At 69.3% G+C, this 16,037-nt stretch carries 11 protein-coding genes; 5 read left to right on the top strand and 6 right to left on the bottom strand.

Features of this window, described 5'->3' with window-relative positions:
• Positions 1–208: 208 nt before the first annotated feature.
• Positions 209–1,423: a cytochrome P450 gene (locus ACIRF9_RS35740; RefSeq protein ID WP_403830907.1), complete on the bottom strand. Its 1,215-nt coding sequence runs from the start codon at positions 1,421–1,423 to the stop codon at positions 209–211.
• Between the two features lie 97 nt (positions 1,424–1,520).
• Here ACIRF9_RS35740 and ACIRF9_RS35735 point away from each other — a divergent pair, with 97 nt between their 5' ends.
• Both ACIRF9_RS35735 and ACIRF9_RS35730 read left to right on the top strand, forming a co-directional pair.
• Positions 1,521–2,168, top strand: a complete 648-nt coding sequence (locus ACIRF9_RS35735; protein WP_403830905.1) for a TetR/AcrR family transcriptional regulator — start codon at positions 1,521–1,523, stop codon at positions 2,166–2,168.
• Between the two features lie 191 nt (positions 2,169–2,359).
• Positions 2,360–3,784, top strand: a complete 1,425-nt coding sequence (locus ACIRF9_RS35730; RefSeq protein WP_403830902.1) for an MFS transporter — start codon at positions 2,360–2,362, stop codon at positions 3,782–3,784.
• A 297-nt stretch (positions 3,785–4,081) separates the two neighbouring features.
• Here ACIRF9_RS35730 and ACIRF9_RS35725 read toward each other — a convergent pair whose 3' ends face one another.
• The 4 genes from ACIRF9_RS35725 to ACIRF9_RS35710 all read right to left on the bottom strand — a co-directional run bounded on the left by ACIRF9_RS35725 (position 4,082) and on the right by ACIRF9_RS35710 (position 9,511).
• Positions 4,082–6,097 carry a glycosyl hydrolase gene (locus tag ACIRF9_RS35725; protein ID WP_403830900.1) on the bottom strand — a complete coding sequence of 672 codons (2,016 nt, stop codon included), beginning with the start codon at positions 6,095–6,097 and terminating at the stop codon, positions 4,082–4,084.
• Positions 6,098–6,297: 200 nt separating this feature from the next.
• A complete protein-coding gene (locus ACIRF9_RS35720; RefSeq protein WP_403830897.1) occupies positions 6,298–7,152 on the bottom strand; it encodes a carbohydrate ABC transporter permease in 855 nt (284 codons plus the stop codon).
• Positions 7,149–8,114: a carbohydrate ABC transporter permease gene (locus tag ACIRF9_RS35715; protein ID WP_403830894.1), complete on the bottom strand. Its 966-nt coding sequence runs from the start codon at positions 8,112–8,114 to the stop codon at positions 7,149–7,151. Before ACIRF9_RS35715 ends, ACIRF9_RS35720 begins: the two co-directional genes overlap by 4 nt.
• Positions 8,115–8,191: 77 nt before the next feature.
• Complete coding sequence (locus ACIRF9_RS35710) at positions 8,192–9,511, bottom strand: ABC transporter substrate-binding protein (RefSeq protein ID WP_403830891.1); 1,320 nt, start codon at positions 9,509–9,511, stop codon at positions 8,192–8,194.
• A 283-nt stretch (positions 9,512–9,794) separates the two neighbouring features.
• On the opposite strand from ACIRF9_RS35710, the gene ACIRF9_RS35705 reads away from it, so the two are divergent.
• The 3 genes from ACIRF9_RS35705 to ACIRF9_RS35695 all read left to right on the top strand — a co-directional run bounded on the left by ACIRF9_RS35705 (position 9,795) and on the right by ACIRF9_RS35695 (position 14,640).
• Positions 9,795–12,194: a glycoside hydrolase family 2 protein gene (locus ACIRF9_RS35705; RefSeq protein WP_403830888.1), complete on the top strand. Its 2,400-nt coding sequence runs from the start codon at positions 9,795–9,797 to the stop codon at positions 12,192–12,194.
• Positions 12,191–13,222 (top strand): LacI family DNA-binding transcriptional regulator, encoded by a 1,032-nt coding sequence (locus ACIRF9_RS35700; RefSeq protein WP_403830886.1) that lies wholly within the window; start codon positions 12,191–12,193, stop codon positions 13,220–13,222. Before ACIRF9_RS35705 ends, ACIRF9_RS35700 begins: the two co-directional genes overlap by 4 nt.
• Positions 13,223–13,734: 512 nt before the next feature.
• Positions 13,735–14,640: an alpha/beta hydrolase gene (locus ACIRF9_RS35695; protein WP_403830883.1), complete on the top strand. Its 906-nt coding sequence runs from the start codon at positions 13,735–13,737 to the stop codon at positions 14,638–14,640.
• Here ACIRF9_RS35695 and ACIRF9_RS35690 read toward each other — a convergent pair.
• On the bottom strand, positions 14,612–15,589 hold the full coding sequence (locus tag ACIRF9_RS35690; protein WP_403830881.1) for a helix-turn-helix domain-containing protein: 978 nt from the start codon (positions 15,587–15,589) through the stop codon (positions 14,612–14,614). The two genes, ACIRF9_RS35695 and ACIRF9_RS35690, sit on opposite strands and share 29 nt — an antisense overlap.
• Between the last annotated feature and the right edge of the window lie 448 nt (positions 15,590–16,037).

Genomic DNA, 16,037 nt, shown 5'->3' with positions numbered 1-16,037 from the left:
GGGGGGGGGGGGGGGGCGCGGGGGGGGGGCGGGGGGGGCCGGGGGGGGGCGGGGGGGGGGGGGGCGCGGGGGGGGGGCGCGCCCCGCCCCCACCACCCCGTATCCATGAGAGCCCCTCGCCGGGCCTTCTTCGTGGACCGGTCCTTGTTTCTCCACGATGACGAGGCCTCGTCATCGTGGAGAAACAAGGACCGACTGGTGGAGGTGCTCAGCGGGCGGTCCCGGCGTGCACGGGGATCTCCAGGGGACCGAAGATGCTGGACTCGTGGCGGAACCGCAGTTCGGAGACCGGCACGGCCAGGCGCAGACCGGGGACCCGCCTGGTCAGCGTTGCCAGGGCGATCTCCAGCTCGGCACGGGCCAGGTTCGCGCCGAGGCACAGATGGGGACCGAACCCGAACGCGAGGTGCTGTCGGCTCGCCTGGTCCGGGTCGATCACGTCAGGGTGCGCAACCGCCTCGGGGTCGTGATTGGCAGCGTTCGTCAGCAGCAGGACGCCGTCCCCGGCCCTGATCTGTCGGCCGTACAGCTCGACGTCCTCGATGGCCACCCTGACGGTGACCCTCTCGGCGATCGTGAACCAGCGCAGCAGTTCCTCCACCACGTCGGGGACGCGGTCGGGTTCGGTGCGTACGACCTCCCAGAGGTGGGGGCGCTGCAGAAGAGCGAGCGTACCGAGCCCGATCATGCTCGCCGTGGTCTCGTGCCCCGCGACCAGCAGCAGGACACCCAGTTCCACCAGGTAGCCGTGTTCGGCGCCGTCCCGTGCCTGGCGGCCGAGCAGGTCCTCGGTGGGGTTCCGTTCCTTGTCCGCGACCAGGGTGTGCATGTAGTCCCGCAGCTCTTCGACCGCCGCCGCGCGTTCTTCCCGGCTAGCAGCAGCGGAGAGGAAGCGGCTCGACCGGTCTTCGAAGAACGCGTGATCGCGGTAGGGCACGCCGATGAGTTCACAGATGACCAGCGAGGGGACCGGCAGTGCCAGAACCTCGAACAGGTCGACAGGCTGCGTCGCCTCCAGCAGTCGGTCGATCCGCTCGTCGACCACCTGCTGGATCCTCGGTCGCAGCTGGTTGATCCTGCGCAAGGTGAACTCCTGGGTCACCGCGCGCCTGGCCTCGGGATGCTCGGGAGGGTCCATCGGGATGATGTTGCGCGGTACGTCGCGCCGCCGGGCGGGCTGGCTGGCGCTGAGCAGCGGATAGCCCTCCCGCCTGCGATCGGTGCTGAACCGGACGTCGTTCAGCACCTCACGGACGACCGAGTGCCGTGCGACGGCCCAGACCTCACGCCCGTCGTGCAGCGTGGCGGGGAAGACAGGTTGGAGTGCCAGCATCCCGGCGTAGTCCGGCGGGGGTGCCAGTCCGTCCTCCCGGCGTACCGGCAGATGGACTACGGGACAGGTCCTGTCGGAAGTCCGTTGCATGGGCGGCCCCATCTCTAAGTGGACGAATTCTGTCCACTTGACGGTAGCTAGGCTGGACCCGGATGTCGAGGGATGGCCGGCCACCGAAGGAGGAACCGTGGGGACGCACCCGCCAGGAGCCACGCCGACGAGGCTGCGCGGCGACGCGCGCCAGAACCGCGACCAGATCCTCCAGGCCGCCCGTCAGCAGTTCAGCCGGTACGGGTTCGACGTGGCCATGCAGGATGTGGCCCGTGCCGCCAGGGTGGGCGTCGGGACGCTGTACCGGAGGTTCCCGAGCCGGGAGGCGCTGGTGAGCGCGGTCGTGCTCGACAGCCTGGAGCTGGCGATGCACCGCATACGCGAGGCGCGCGCCACGGAGGCGGACGCGTGGAGTGTGCTGGAGCGGGTGATGGCCGAGGCCGCCGCGCTGCAGCTCGCGATCGACGCGACCCTGCACGGCGCCGGGTCCCGCGCCGAGCTGCAGACGCCCGAAGTCCTGGCCGGACGTCGGCGCCTGCTGGACCTCTTCGGGGAGATCGTGTGCGAGGCCCGAGCCGAGGGGACTCTGCGTGCGGACGTCGGCGTGGGCGACGTGGCCATGGCGGTCGCCATGCTCGCGGGCCTCCGCCCATCGACCCTCCCGGAGGGCGCTCACCGCCGGTTGCTGGCCATGGTCATGTCCGGCCTTCGCGTCGACGGCACGTTCGTTGCACTGCCGGGAGAGCCGGTCACCCGCGAGGACTACGAGAACCGGGGCTACTGAGACCGTACGGCCGGACCGCTCGCCCCGGGCCGCGGCATCGCCGGGCGACGGAGGCGACTCGTGACCGGAAGCCGAGGACCCGTTTTCCGCTTTCGCACATCTTGACGGGGGATTTCACCGTCACTAATCTCCGAAGAAGTTTCGACAAGCGAAAAATCTGAGAAACGATGAGGACATAGGGAGATCGAACAATGGCCATCACCGAGTCCGAGGTCGGGGCGAGACTGGACCGCCTGCCCATCTGGCCTCACCCGAAGTCCCTGCTGTTCATGCTGGGCGCCGGGTTCTTCTTCGCCTACTTCGAGGGCGTGAACATCGGGATCGCGCTCCCAGGCGCTCTGGACCAGTTCAATGCCTCGCTCGGCGACGGCGCCAGGGTGATCAGCCTGGGCCTCTGGGGCACTCTGCTCGGTACGCTCAGCAGCGGCTACCTGTCCGACCGTAGGGGCCGTCGCGCCGCCCTGTTCTCCGGGGTCCTGCTCTGCGGAGCGGGCTCACTGGTCAGCGCGTTCGCCCCGTCCCTGACGGTGTTCACCGGCGCGCGTTTCCTGGCCAACATGGGCTCCGCGGCGGCCGCGATCACCATCGGCTCCTACCTCAGCGAGCTCTCCCCCGCCGCCCGACGTGGCCGTCACGTGGCTACGGCCGTCATCCCCGGAATGGCCGGACTGGCCAGCGTGCCGTTCATCGGCCTCGCGGTGGTGCCCGCGTTCGACGCCGGCTGGCGGATCATGCTGGCGATCCCGGCCCTGGCAGCGGTGATCTACCTGGCCGGGTACCGCATGATGCCGGAGTCGCCACGCTGGCTCGTCACCCACGGCCGTGCCGACGAGGCGGAGAAGGTCGTCCGCAAGGCGGAGGACCACGTACGCAGCCGGATATCCGGCGAACTGCCGCCGGTCGACACTCGACAGACCGCGCGGCCCGGCACCGCCCTGGACGCGAAGGAGACCGGTCAGACCTGGAAACTGTTCCAGCCCCCCAACCTGCGCTGGACCGTCCTCTTCGCCCTGATCTGGTTCGGCTTCCAGGTTCCGGTGAAGTCCGTACTCGGACTCGGCGTCGAGTTGCTGACCAGACGCGGCTTCGACATCGCCGAGAGCATCGCGCTCTCGATCGGCCTGAGCGTGGGTGTCGTCATCGGTGCACTGCTGGCGTTCACCGTCACCGACATGTTCCCCCGCAAGCACTCACTGGCGGCCATGACGGCCGCCAGCGCGGTGCTGATCATCCTCATGGGGATCTTCCCGACCACCGCGTTGATCGTCGTGGCCTGGGTGGCCATGGGAATGGTGATCGGCTTCAGCACTCCCATCCTGAACCTGATCACCGCCGAGCACTTCCCCACCAGGATCCGCAACCGGGGCGCCTCCGTGTCCTCCGCGCTCGGCGACCTCGGCGGAGTGGCGGGCCCCTACATCGCCGTGGCAGCGTTCACCGCCGTCGGGTTCTCGGGAGCGTGGTTCGCCTTCGGCGGTTTCCTTCTCGTGCTGCTGATCCCGCTCGCGATGACCCGCAACACGAACGGGACGGCCCTAGAGAGCGTCACGACCGAACTGCCGGCGGACGTGCCGGCCGACAGCGAAGCCGGGACGGCCACCCGCACCCCTGCCTAGCTTCTCCCGGCCCGACGAGCCGGACCTCTCCCGAAAGCGCCCGCACAGGTCGCGCCGACGGACGCCTCCCCTCAAGTCCGGCCCCTCTCCGTGCAGTTGCCCCTGCCACACGGAGAGGGGGACGTCGGTACCCACGTCGAGCCCGCTTCCCGATGGTCCCGGGTGGTCGATACGACCGTGCGGCGCCCAGGGCGACAGTCCCCTGTCGACGCCCGGAGTGGGTGGCCTGGGGCGGACCGAGGTCGTCAGGCCAGGGACAACCGCCCCGCTCGTACGGGTCCGTCGGGCCCCTCAGGGTCACAGGGCCCTGATGTCGTCCACGTACACGACCCCCTTGAGCGCCCCGCTGGTGCCATGGCCGAGGTACAGGTTGAACGCCGTCACCTTGGCGAGATGAGCCGCGTCGAGCAGAGCGTCGGCGTGTGCAGTGTCCCAGGGGGCGGGTCTGAAGTCGCTGAAGAGTGCCTGGAACCGCTGCCCGGTGGTGCCGGACAGCGGAACCCCGTACTCGAAATAGGCGCCGTCCGCGACAATCTGGAGCGTCGCGCCGTTTCCCGATCCGTCGCCCTGGAGCCACAGCGCCATGGTGGTGAAGGCGGACCAGTCGGCGTCGACGGACCTGCCGATGCCGGTGTACTCGGCGCTGGTGAAGTCGTAGGCGTAGGCCAACCCGTAGGAGCCCGCGGCCTTGTGCTCGCTGGACAGGGTGGTGACGTTGGAGTTGACGTGACTGTAGGCCTCGCTGAGGCTGACGTCGTCCCCGGCGTAGCCCTCGAAGTCGTCCACCCACCCGTTGGGCAGGGGCGCGACCTCGCCGAGGAGCACCACGGCCGAGTCGGTGAGCGTCCTGCCGTCCACCCGTGCGCTCACCGTGACGTCGGCCTTGCGGTTGTCCAGCCAGGCCGGGTCGACCGACCAGACGCCCGAGTGGAAGCCGTCGGCGTCGAGGCGCAGCGGTCTGGGGCGTCCGCCGTTCACGGCCCAGGTGACGCGGCTCGCCCGCGCCGGTGTGACCCGCAGCCGCACGGTGGTCCTGCATGTCGTCACGCGCTGCCGGTCCGTGGGGGTCACCAGGTGCAGGAACGGGTCGTTCCTGACGGAGGTGGTGCGTGTGGAGAACACCCCCCGCAGATCGTCGGCGAAAACGGTGTACGGGTCTTCGTAGTACGACACGAAGTCCGCCCACAGCGGATGGCCCGAGTAGGGCACATAGGCGCGGTTGGTGCCTCCGAAGTTGGCCCAGGTGAGCATGTACGTCGCCTGACGGGCCAGCGGGTCCGACCTGACGGCGGCCAGCAACCGGGTGAACCACTTCACGTCGCGTCCCTCGGTGCCGCTCTCCCCGAACTCGCTGAGGGCCGGTGCCTTGCCCCGCTCGTTCGCCAGCCGAACCACCATGGCCAGGTCCTTCACCAAGCCGTTCAGCCAGGTGGCCGAGCCGGCCGAATCGTCGTAGGCGTCGTAGCCGAGGATGTCGACGAACTGGTCGCCAGGATAGGTCCTGAGGTAGCCGGTCGGGTCGCCTCCGAAGCTCTGGTTCGGCGAGTAGGCGTAGAGCAGGTTGTGGACGCCTTTGGTGTCGCGCAGGTACTCGACGGTGTAGCGGTACAGCTCGATGTACTCCGCCGAGGTGGTGTGGCCCGCGCCCCACCAGAACCAGCCGCCGTTGTTCTCGTGGAAGGGACGGAAGATCACGGGGATCTCGGTGCCGTCGGCTCGGCGCGCGCCCTTGACCGCCTTGGCGATGCGGTCGAGGAAGGAGGTGAACCGCGCGTGCTGCGCGCCTCCGGGAAGGATCCGGCCGACCACTCGACCTGCGATGTCGTTGAAGTTCCCGCCGGTGACGAAGTTCGGCATGTGTGCGCTGAGGGTGTTGATGCCGCCACGGGCGTCGCCCTGCCTGATGACCCGGCTGAGCGCGGCGATGTTCTCGGCGTGGGTTCCGCCCTCGACGCCGGGCCGCTCACCGCCGTCGAGGATGAGGGTGTCCCAGCCGAAGACCGCGGGATGGTCGCCCACCGCCGCCTCGGTGTCGGACGCTCTGCCGTTCGGAGTGCCGAAGGTGAAGCCGTAGGTGAGGTCGTGCTGGTGGCCGAAGAGGATGCCCTTGCCCTGTTGGCGCTTCAGGAAGGCGAACAGGGAACGGGTGGCGGGGTTCGCCCTGTCGTCGACGAGCCGGACCTGCGTCGGCACGTCGGCGGATGTCCGGGACGACGGTGAGGCGACGGCTTTCGACAGCTGGGAACCCGCTGCGACGGCGACCGAGGCGCCGAGGAGGACGAACGCGCGACGGTTCAGGGGTGGGTTGGGCATGGACGTCTCCTTTGACGTGGGTAGCCCTGCTCATGGAAACCACTCACTGCGGTGGGGTGGGTGAACGGCCCTCACTGTCCCGGCCGACGTGGACCAGGCATCGGGTCCGCCGTGGGCTGCGGGGCGCGGCGTCGTGGAAGTAGCACCGTGAACCGGTCAGGCGGGCGCGGTCACGCGTCCGGTCGTGGAGCCGCGCCCGTTCACTTCGTGGCGCCCCGTGCGAACCCGTTGTAGATGTAACGCTGGAGGAAGAGGAAGACGACGAGGGTGGGCACGATGACGAGGATCGCGCCGGCCGAGATGGCCTCCCAGTGGGCGCCGAAGGGGCCCTTGAAGCGGAACAGGGCGGTGGAGATGGTGCCCAGGTCCTCGGAGGGCATGTAGAGGAAGGGGATGTAGAAGTCGTTGTAGACGGTGATGCCCTTGATGATGACGACGGTGGCGATCGCCGGTTTGAGCAGCGGGAAGATGATCCGCCAATAGATGCTGAGGGCGTTCGCGCCGTCCAGCCTCGCGGCCTCGTCGAGGGAGACGGGGATGGAGCGGATGAACTGCAGGAAGATGTAGATGGACACGATGTCGGTGCCCATGTAGAGCAGGATCGGCGCCCACCGGGTGTCGAAGAGGCCGAAACTGTTGACCACTTGGAACGTCGCCACCTGCGTGGTCACGCCGGGCACCAGGGTGGCGACGAGGAACAGCCCCATGACGAGCTTCTTGCCGCGGAAGCCGAACCGGTCGATGGCGTACGCGGTCATCGAGCCGATCACCACGGTGCCGGTGATGGAGAACAGCAGGATGAAGGCGGTGTTCCCGAACGCCGTCAGCATGTGTCCGTCGCGGAACGCGGTGCTGTAGTTGGACCAGTTGAGCCAGTCGTGGGGAAGCCGGAACGCTCCTCCCCCCTCCGTCACCTCCCTCGACGTCTTCAGCGAGGTCAGGAACACGACGACCAGGGGGACCAGTACCACCGACGAGGCGGCGACCAACGACAGATAGATCAGGACCGTGCCGAGGCCGCGGGGGCGTCGGCTGCCCACGGTGTTGGTGGTCATACGAGATCCACCTTCTCGTCGGGCACCAGGCGGCGCTGGATCCAGGTGATCAGCAGGATGATCAGGAGCAGGACGACGGCCGCGGCCGAGGCCAGACCCGTCTTGTTGAACTGGAACGCGAGCTTCACCGTCTGGATGACGAAGGTCGTGGTGCCGGTGGCACCGCCGGTCATGATGTAGGGGATCTCGAACACAGACAGCGATCCGGACACGGCGAGGATCACGCTCAGGCTGATCACCGGCCGGATGCTCGGCACGATCAGATACCGGAACTGGTGCCGGCGGGTGGCTCCGTCGAGTTCGGCCGCCTCGTACAGCTCACCGGGGATCGACTGGATCGCCCCCAGGAAGAGCACGAAGTTCAGGCCGGTGAAGCGCCAGACGGAGACGCCCGCCAGGGAGACGTTCGCGGAGGTGGGGTCGCCGAGCCAGGCGTGGTCGGTGCCCGCACCGAACCAGGACAGCACCGAGTCGAGGGTGCCGCCGTCCTGGAAGAAGTACAGGAACACGAAGCCGATGGCGACGCCGTTGACGAGGTAGGGGAAGAACAGGATGCCCTTGAAGAGGTTGCGCAGCCGCAGGTTGAAACTGAGAACGGTCGCGAAGTACAGGGCGATGACGATCTGTACGACGGAGGCGGCCAGGTAGTAGAAGCTGACCAGGAACACCCGGAACAGCTCGGGCCGGGTGAAGAGTTCGGTGTAGTTGCCCGTTCCGACGACGTGGATCTCGGGGCTGACACCGTCCCAGTCGGTGAAGCTGTAATAGATCATGTTCGCCACGGGCACGTAGGTGAACGTGATCAGCAGGGCCAGCGGGACCAGCAGGAACAGCCAGGGGGTGGCCCTGCGCAGGACTCCGCGGCCGGGACGGGGGCTCTTCGTCGCCTTCCGGGGTGTCGTGCGAGGGGCGGCGCTCTCCTTGGCCACACGTGTGGTGGGCGTGTGTGCGGTGTGGGTCATGTCGGCCTTTCGGTCGTCCGCGGACTCGGTCGAGCCCGGCCGGATAGGCCGTCGCCGGGCCCGTGCGCCGCACTCCGTCAGGAACCCGTGGTCTTCTGCGCCTCGCTCCACTTCTTGTCGAGTTCGGCGAAGTAGTCCTCCAGGCTTCCGCTCTGGACACCTCGGGCCATGTCGACCAGCTTCTGCCGGTAGTCGGGCTTGGCCAGGCCGATCTCTGCGGCGTTGTCGATGGCGTTGACCTCGGCGCTCTTGGCCTGGGACTGTTCGAGGAGGGTGACACCGTTGTCCTCGAACGGCTTCAGGGTGTCGGGCAGGGCGCCCGACTTCGCCGTCGGTATCGAACCCTCGTTCCGGGCGAAGCCCGACTTCTCGGTGAACCAGTCGATCCACGCGCGCGCGGCCGGCTTGTGCTCGGAGTGCAGGCTCACCGCCTGCTGGTAGTCGGAGGAGGTGATCGCGCAGAACTTGCCGTCCTTCTGCGCCGGGAACGGAAGGAAACCGATGTCGTCGGGGTTCGTGCCGGCGGTCTCGGCCGCGTCCTGCATCTGCGTGATGGCCCACGAGCCGAGCTGCATGGTGGCGATCTCGCCGCGTGCGATCAGCCCTTTGGAGTTCTCCCAGTTGGTGGTCGTGGGGTCCTTCTCCGCGAGCTTGTCGTGGACGACGTCGTAGAGCAGGGAGTCGATGACGTTGAGGTCGCTGCCCTCGGCCCAGGGAGCGGTGGAGGTCGCCAGCTTGTCGTTGGCCTCGGCGTCACAGCTGACCGAACCGATGCTGGCCGTGCCTGCGGTCAGCGGCCACTGGTCCTTGAAGTTCGTGTAGTAGGGCACCGCACCGGTCTTGGTCTTGATGGCCTTGAGGTCGGTCAGGAACTCCTGCGGGCTGGTGGGCCAGTCGGTGATTCCGGCCTTCTTCCAGACCGCCTTGTTGTAGACGAACCCGTTGGCGTTGCCGACGGTGGCGAGGCCGTACACCTTGCCGTCGACGGTCGTGTTGCCGGTGAAACGGAACTTCTCGCTCAGCTCGGATGCGCTGCCGAGCGAGGCGAAGAACGAGGCGTAGTCCTTCTTTGCGATCGCGTTCGGGATCATCAGCACGTCACCGTAGTTCTCGGTGTTCATACGGATCTTGACCTCACCCTCGTAGTCGGTGATGCCCTCGAACTTCACCGTCACCCTGGGATAGGTCTTGTTGAACGCGGCCGCGTACTTCTTCATCGTGCCGTTCTGCACGAGGTCCGTGCGGTGGGTCAGGACCGTGATGGTGCCGGACACCCTGTCCGGGTCCTTCGCCGCGGTGGCGGACCCCTCCTTCGTCGCCGCCGCCCCCGTGCATCCCGTCGCCGTGAGCGCCGTGACGGCGATCAGCGCGGCGACGGCGAGCGTCTTCCTCGCCATATGCGCAGCTCCTTCCAGATGTGCGGCTCAGGCCCGCCTTTGGGCTGTCGGCACTATGGCACCGAGGGATTGAACCGGTAAAGCTTTCGGTCAGATCGCGATACCTAATTGTTACTTAAGTGCTGCACAAAGCAGCTACTCCATCGGCCAAAAGGCAAGAAAAGGATCGAATAGCATCACATCAACGAGGACTAGACCGGTTTATAGACACCACTCGAACGGACAGCTAGGTTGGCTGGGCCGTCACCAGAACCGACCTTGCCTCAAGTGAGGGGAGCCGCACATGAAGGACGTCACCCTGCTCAGCGACGGGTGGGGGCTGCGCCACGAGGACACGGTGCTGCCCGCCCGGGTACCGGGCTGCGTGCACACCGACCTGCTGGCCGCGGGGATCATCTCCGACCCTTTCATCGGCACCAACGAGCGCGAGATCTCCTGGGTCGGCGACCAGGCCTGGGCCTACACCACCCACCTCACGGCCGAGACCGCGCACGAGCGCACGGACCTGGTCTTCGAAGGCCTCGACACCGCGGCCGAGATCACCCTCGACGGCAAGGTGCTCGGCCGGACCCGCAACATGCACCGCACCCACCGCTTCAACGTCACCGGCCGCACCGGACAACTCCAGGTGCGCTTCACTCCGGCCCGCGAGGAGGCGGAGGCCGTACGCAAGACGGTCGGCGACCGGCCGAACGTCTATCCCGAGCCCTCCCAGTACATCCGCAAGATGGCGTGCAGCTTCGGCTGGGACTGGGGCCCCACCGTCGTCACTGCCGGAATCTGGCGGCCCGCGCGTCTGGAGCACTGGTCGACCGCCCGGATCGCGCAGGCCCGGCCCGTCGTCACGGTCACCGGGGCACAGGGCCGTGTCGAGATCCACCTCACGGTGGAACGCGCGGGCGGCGCCACCGGACGTCTCCTGACCGCGCGGGCGTCGGTGGCCGGAACGGACACCGAGGTCACCGTCTCGGACGGGCACGCCCTGCTCGTGCTGGACGTTCCCGATCCGGAGCTGTGGTGGCCCCGCGGGTACGGGAAGCAGCCGCTGTACGACCTGACGGTCACCCTCACCGACGGCGACGACACACTGGACACCTGGCGGCGGCGGATCGGCTTCCGCACCATCGAACTGGACCGCACTCCCGACGAGTACGGCACCGGCTTCACCTTGGTCGTCAACGGGGTACGCCTCTTCGCGCGCGGCGTGAACTGGATCCCCGACGACATCCTGCCCTCCCGCGTCACCCCGGAGCGCTACCGGCACCGCCTCACCCAGGCCGCGGACGCCAACGTCGACCTCGTGCGCGTCTGGGGCGGCGGCATCTACGAGGACGACGCCTTCTACGACGTCTGCGACGAACTCGGGCTCATGGTCTGGCAGGACTTCCTGTTCGCCTGCTCCGCCTACCCCGAGGAACAGCCGCTGCGCGGCGAGGTGGAGGCCGAGGCCCGGGAGAACGTCGTACGGCTGATGCCGCACCCCTCGCTGGTGCTGTGGAACGGCAACAACGAGAACCTGTGGGGCTTCAGGGACTGGGGCTGGGAGACCGAACTCGCCGGTGGCTCCTGGGGCGGGGGGTACTACCTGGACCTGCTGCCGCGCGTCGTCGCCGAGTTGGACCCGACCCGGCCGTACACGGCCGGCAGCCCCTGGTCCGGTTCCTGGGACCACCACCCCAACGACCCGGCCCACGGCACCCACCACTCCTGGGAGGTGTGGAACCGGCGGGACTACGCGGAGTACCGCGACAGCGTGCCCCGCTTCGTCGCCGAGTTCGGCTGGCAGGCGCCGCCCGCCCTGGCCACCCTGCGACGTGCCCTGCCCGGTGAGGACCTCGCCCCCGACTCGCCCGGCATGCTCCACCACCAGAAGGCCGAGGACGGCAACGGCAAACTCGACCGCGGGGTCGCCCGTCACTTCGCTCTCCCGAGGGGCACCGGGGCCGGTTTCGACCGCTGGCACTATCTGACCCAGCTCGTCCAGGCCCGGGCCGTCGCCGCGGGCATCGAGCACTGGCGCTCCCACTGGCCGTTGTGCGCGGGCACCGTCGTCTGGCAGCTGAACGACTGCTGGCCGGTCAGCTCCTGGTCGGCCGTCGACGGCGACGGACGGCTCAAGCCGCTCCACCACGAGCTGCGCCGCCTGTACGCCGACCGGCTGCTCACCCTCCAGCCCACCGCGGACGGCGTCGCGCTCTGCCTGGTCAACCAGGCGGCCGTCCCCTGGCGGGCCGAGGTCACCGTACGCAGGACTGCCGCCGACGGAACGGTGACGGCCCGGGTGCCGCTCACCGTCGAGGTGGTGGCCCGTGACGCCGTCCGGACGCCGCTGTCCGCGGACCTGCTCGGGCTGGACGGGGAGTTCCTGGTCGCGGACGTGGACGGGCTGCGCGCGGTGCACTTCCCCGTACCGGACCGTGAGTTCCCCTACGTGCGCCCGGACTTCGACGTACGGGTGGAGTCAGTCCCCGGTGCTGCCGATACAGTCGACGTCGTGGTCAGCGCACGCACTCTCGTCAGGGACCTCCTTCTGCAACCCGACCGGCTCGCCCCCGACGCCGTGTCCGACACCGGCCTCGTCACCCTGCTCCCCGGCGAGGAGAGCAGAATCCGCGTCGGCGGCTGGGCCGAGCCCGACGCCGGACAGGCCCGTGCGGCGATCTTCTGTGTGGAACCGTCGTGAGCGCACCCCCGCAACGCGTCACCATCAAGGACGTCGCCGCCCTGGCCGGCGTGTCGAAGGGCGCGGTGTCGCTCGCGTTCAACGACAGGCCCGGGCTGTCCGTCACCACCCGGGACCGCATCTTCCAGGCGGCCCGGGAACTGGGATGGACGCCCAACGTACGGGCCCGCAGCCTGTCCTCCGGCGCCGAGGTGGACACCATCGGGCTGGCGATCTGCCGACCGGCCCGCCTGCTCGGTCTCGAACCCTTCTACATGGAGTTCATCTCCGGGGTCGAAAGCGTGCTGGTCGAGCGGTCCTGCTCGCTCCTGCTGCACCTGGTGCGGGATGTGGACGAGGAGATCGCGCTGCAGCAGAGATGGTGGCGGGGCAGGCAGATCGGCGGGTCCATCCTGGTCGACTTCCGCGAGAACGACCCTCGCGTCCCCGCACTGCGCGCCGTCGGGCTGCCCGCGGTGGCGGTCGGCCACCCCTCGCTGACAGGCGGATTCACCTCGGTGTGGACGGACGACGCCACCGCCGCCACCGAGGCCGTACGGTATCTGGCGGCGCTCGGCCATCGCCGCATCGCCCGCGTCGGCGGACCCACCGGGCTCGGCCACAGCGCCATCCGCGCGAAGGCGTTCGCCGAGGCCGCGCGGGACCTGCGCCTCGCCGACGACCTCCAGATCGCCACGGGCTACGAGGGCGAGGAAGGAGCGCGCGCCACCCGTTCGCTGCTGCTCATGACCGACCGTCCGACGGCCATCCTCTACGACAACGACATCATGGCCGTCGCGGGAGCCGCGGTCGCCGCGGAACTGGGCGTCTCGGTGCCGCGTGACCTCTCCCTGCTCGCCTGGGACGACTCCCAGCTGTGCCGGCTGACCCACCCGCCGCTGTCAGCGATGAGCCACGACGTGCACGGGTTCGGCGCCGACGTGGCCCGGACCCTGTTCGCGGTCATCGCCGACGAGGAACCCGCGTCCCACCAGGTCGCCACCCCCTCGCTCACCCCCCGCGGCTCGACGGCACCGCCGCCGCCGTAGGACCGCGGCCCGCGGTGGAGGTCTCCGAGGCCGGGGCCGACCACACCGAGGCAGCGCCGGCACCCGGCCCCGCCCGTGCCCGGCGCCGCTTCGGGAAGCGGCCAGGACCGGTCTTGGGGACCAACCGAACAGCCAGTATCGGTGAGATTGGCTTCCTGGATGACGTGTACCGCGATGTGCTCTGAAGCGGATGCGCCGGCCGCCGACGCGGACCGCGTGCACCACGATGAAGGGCGCGTCGCAGCGGGTCGACGACATCGCCGGGTTCCGGCTGGGGCGGGTGAAACCGGACAAGGTCCCGCCGAACCGGCTCTCCTGGGGGGGTGTGCGGCATGCTCGGCCGCCCGTTCACCGACGGGTACATGTCCGCCAACATCTCAGCCGGGACCAGCTCGCCGCGATGCCCGGCCAGGAACATCGCACTCCCGCGGTGGCGGGTGTTGCGCGTGAGCGCACATGCGGTTGCGCGTCAGGAGCAGCACCGCCTGCCGACCCCGTCCATGCTCGGAGCCATGCGAAACGACATCGAATTCCGGACCACCGACGGGACTCTGCTGCGCGGCTGGCACTACGTACCCGAGGGCCCCGGTCCTTTCCCCACCGTGGTCATGGCCACCGGCCTCTCCGGCGTCAAGGAGGGCGGACGCCTGCCCGACCTGGCCGAACGGTTCGCGGCGGCCGGCCTGGCCGCCGTCGTCTACGACCACCGCAACCTCGGCACCAGCGAGGGCACCCCGCGCCAGGAGATCGACCCGCTCCTGCAGATGCGCGACTACAGCGACGCCGTGACCTTCGCGGAGACCTTGCCGCAGACCGACCTGGAGCGCATCGGGGCCTGGGGCTCCAGCCTCTCCGGCGGACATGTGATCGTCCTCGCCGGCCAGGATCGCCGTGTGCGCGCCATCGTCGCCCAGGTGCCCATGGTCAGCGGCCGCGAATGCGGCCAGCGGCTGGTGCCCGCGCCGGCGCTCGCCGCCGCGGCAGCCTTCCAGCGGGCCGACCGCAGGGCGCGCATGGCGGGCGAGGCTCCCGCGATGATCCCCGTGGCCTCCCCCGACCCCACCGCCCCGGCCGCCCTGCCGACCCCGGACTCCTGGGAGTTCGTCCAGACGCACAACGACCTGCCCACCTATCGCAACGAAGTGACTCTCCGCAGTATGGAGCTGCTGACCGGCTACGAACCGGGCCTGCTCATCGAGCGCGTCAGCCCCACCCCCATGTTGATGATCGTCGCGGAGGACGACCTCGTCTGCCCGCCGGAACTCCAGTTCGCCGCGTACTCCCGCGCCCACGAGCCCAAGAAGTACGTCAGCCTCCGCGGCGGCCACTTCGACGTCTACCGTGACGCCCCTGCCTTCGACCGGGCGGCGGAGGCGGCCGTCGCCTTCTTCACGGAGCACCTCGGCGCTGCCGGCTGAGGGCCGTCGCGCGCACCTCGCGTGGGCTCGCGCCGTAGCGTTCGTGGAACGAGCGACTGAAGTGTCCGGCGTTGGCGAACCCGACGGCGAAGGCGATCTCGGTGACACCGCGGCCGTCGGCTCGGCTCAGCTCCGCATGGGCGCGGCCGAGACGGAGGGCCTTGACGTATCCCCGCACCGTGTGGCCTCGCTGGGCGAACACGTCCTGGAGGGTGCGCAGCGGCACCTTCAGTTCGGCGGCCAGGACCCCGGGGCTCAGATCCGGGTCCTCCAGCCGTCCCTCGACATGGGCACAGGCACGCTTGAACAGCGCGGCCTGAAGCGCCGCCCGCCCATGCAGCACCCGCGGCCGCAGACATGCCACCAGCAGTTCGGCGAGGGCGCGGGACGAGGCGTGCCGACCCGTGTCGTCCAGATCCGGCGCGTAGCGGGCCACATCGGCCGTCACCGCCCGGAACAGGCCGACAGCCGGGTCCGCGGACGGCAGCTCGACCATGGGGCGGGCGTCGAGAGTCGGGCACAGCAAGGAGAGGAACTCGCGCGGGAAGAAGACACTGCGCTTGTGGTCCTTCTTCTTGATGTCGAACCAGGCCGGTGCCGTGCTGTCCCACACCACGACGCCACCCGGCCGGAGTTCCACCGGCTCTTCGCCACCACCGATGACCATGCGTCCCCGGAGCTGGATCAGGGCGACGATCCATTCGTGCTCGGTACGCGCGATCTCCTCCGGCCCGCGCCGCCCGCCCACCGGAGCCGCCGAGGACTCCACGATCCGGGACCGCGTCAGTTCGTGGGCGCGCATCCACCCGATCTCGCCACCGCCCGGCCGGCAATCACCCGGCTCCCGGGGCTCCAGCCGCCACGGGACATGGACGGCGGACAGCACGTCCTGTTCTCGTGTGCGGCCGTCACCCCCGACCGGCCGGATCCGCGTCGCTCCGGTAGCCATACGACCAGTGAAACACACCCGCTTCTCTCGGTACGCCGTCTCGGATCTCGGCGCTGAGCCGCCCGGAGTGCAACGGCCCGCCGCCATGGCGCGGTTCGGTGCAGCCGGCGTCCGTCAGCACTCCCGGCGATCGCCGGGAGTGCGGCGACCCGGGCGACGAGGCCGGTAGCCGCCTCCAGGCGCACACCCTTCGAAGGCAGCAGCGGTCCCGGCCGTTGGCCCGGTAGCCGGGCCGGTCCAGTTCGCCGGTGCGGGGTGTATTGAGGAGATCGACCTCCGCGAACGGCTCCAGGCCCAGCCCCACGAGGGCTGACCTGCGGCTGTCCCGCCGCGGCAGAGCACCCGCAGCGGCAGAGCACTGCCGACAGCACCGCCGGAGTCCTCTCACCGTTCAAGATCAATCTCACCCATACCGGCCGTTCCGTTGATCCTGAAGGGCGAGGTCCTC

Source organism: Streptomyces sp. NPDC096132 (assembly GCF_044763345.1).
Classification (GTDB): Bacteria; Actinomycetota; Actinomycetes; order Streptomycetales; family Streptomycetaceae; genus Streptomyces.
Note: the sequence above shows the minus strand (reverse complement) of the source record. Positions and strands in the feature narration are given on the sequence as shown.

What these genes read in the sequence shown, in the direction of transcription:
- ACIRF9_RS35740 (WP_403830907.1), bottom strand. Translation starts at nt 1,423, where the DNA reads ATGCAACGGACTTCCGACAGGACCTGTCCCGTAGTCCATCTGCCGGTA.
- ACIRF9_RS35730 (WP_403830902.1), top strand. Translation starts at nt 2,360, where the DNA reads ATGGCCATCACCGAGTCCGAGGTCGGGGCGAGACTGGACCGCCTGCCC.
- ACIRF9_RS35725 (WP_403830900.1), bottom strand. Translation starts at nt 6,097, where the DNA reads ATGCCCAACCCACCCCTGAACCGTCGCGCGTTCGTCCTCCTCGGCGCC.
- ACIRF9_RS35720 (WP_403830897.1), bottom strand. Translation starts at nt 7,152, where the DNA reads ATGACCACCAACACCGTGGGCAGCCGACGCCCCCGCGGCCTCGGCACG.
- ACIRF9_RS35715 (WP_403830894.1), bottom strand. Translation starts at nt 8,114, where the DNA reads ATGACCCACACCGCACACACGCCCACCACACGTGTGGCCAAGGAGAGC.
- ACIRF9_RS35710 (WP_403830891.1), bottom strand. Translation starts at nt 9,511, where the DNA reads ATGGCGAGGAAGACGCTCGCCGTCGCCGCGCTGATCGCCGTCACGGCG.
- ACIRF9_RS35705 (WP_403830888.1), top strand. Translation starts at nt 9,795, where the DNA reads ATGAAGGACGTCACCCTGCTCAGCGACGGGTGGGGGCTGCGCCACGAG.
- ACIRF9_RS35695 (WP_403830883.1), top strand. Translation starts at nt 13,735, where the DNA reads ATGCGAAACGACATCGAATTCCGGACCACCGACGGGACTCTGCTGCGC.
- ACIRF9_RS35690 (WP_403830881.1), bottom strand. Translation starts at nt 15,589, where the DNA reads ATGGCTACCGGAGCGACGCGGATCCGGCCGGTCGGGGGTGACGGCCGC.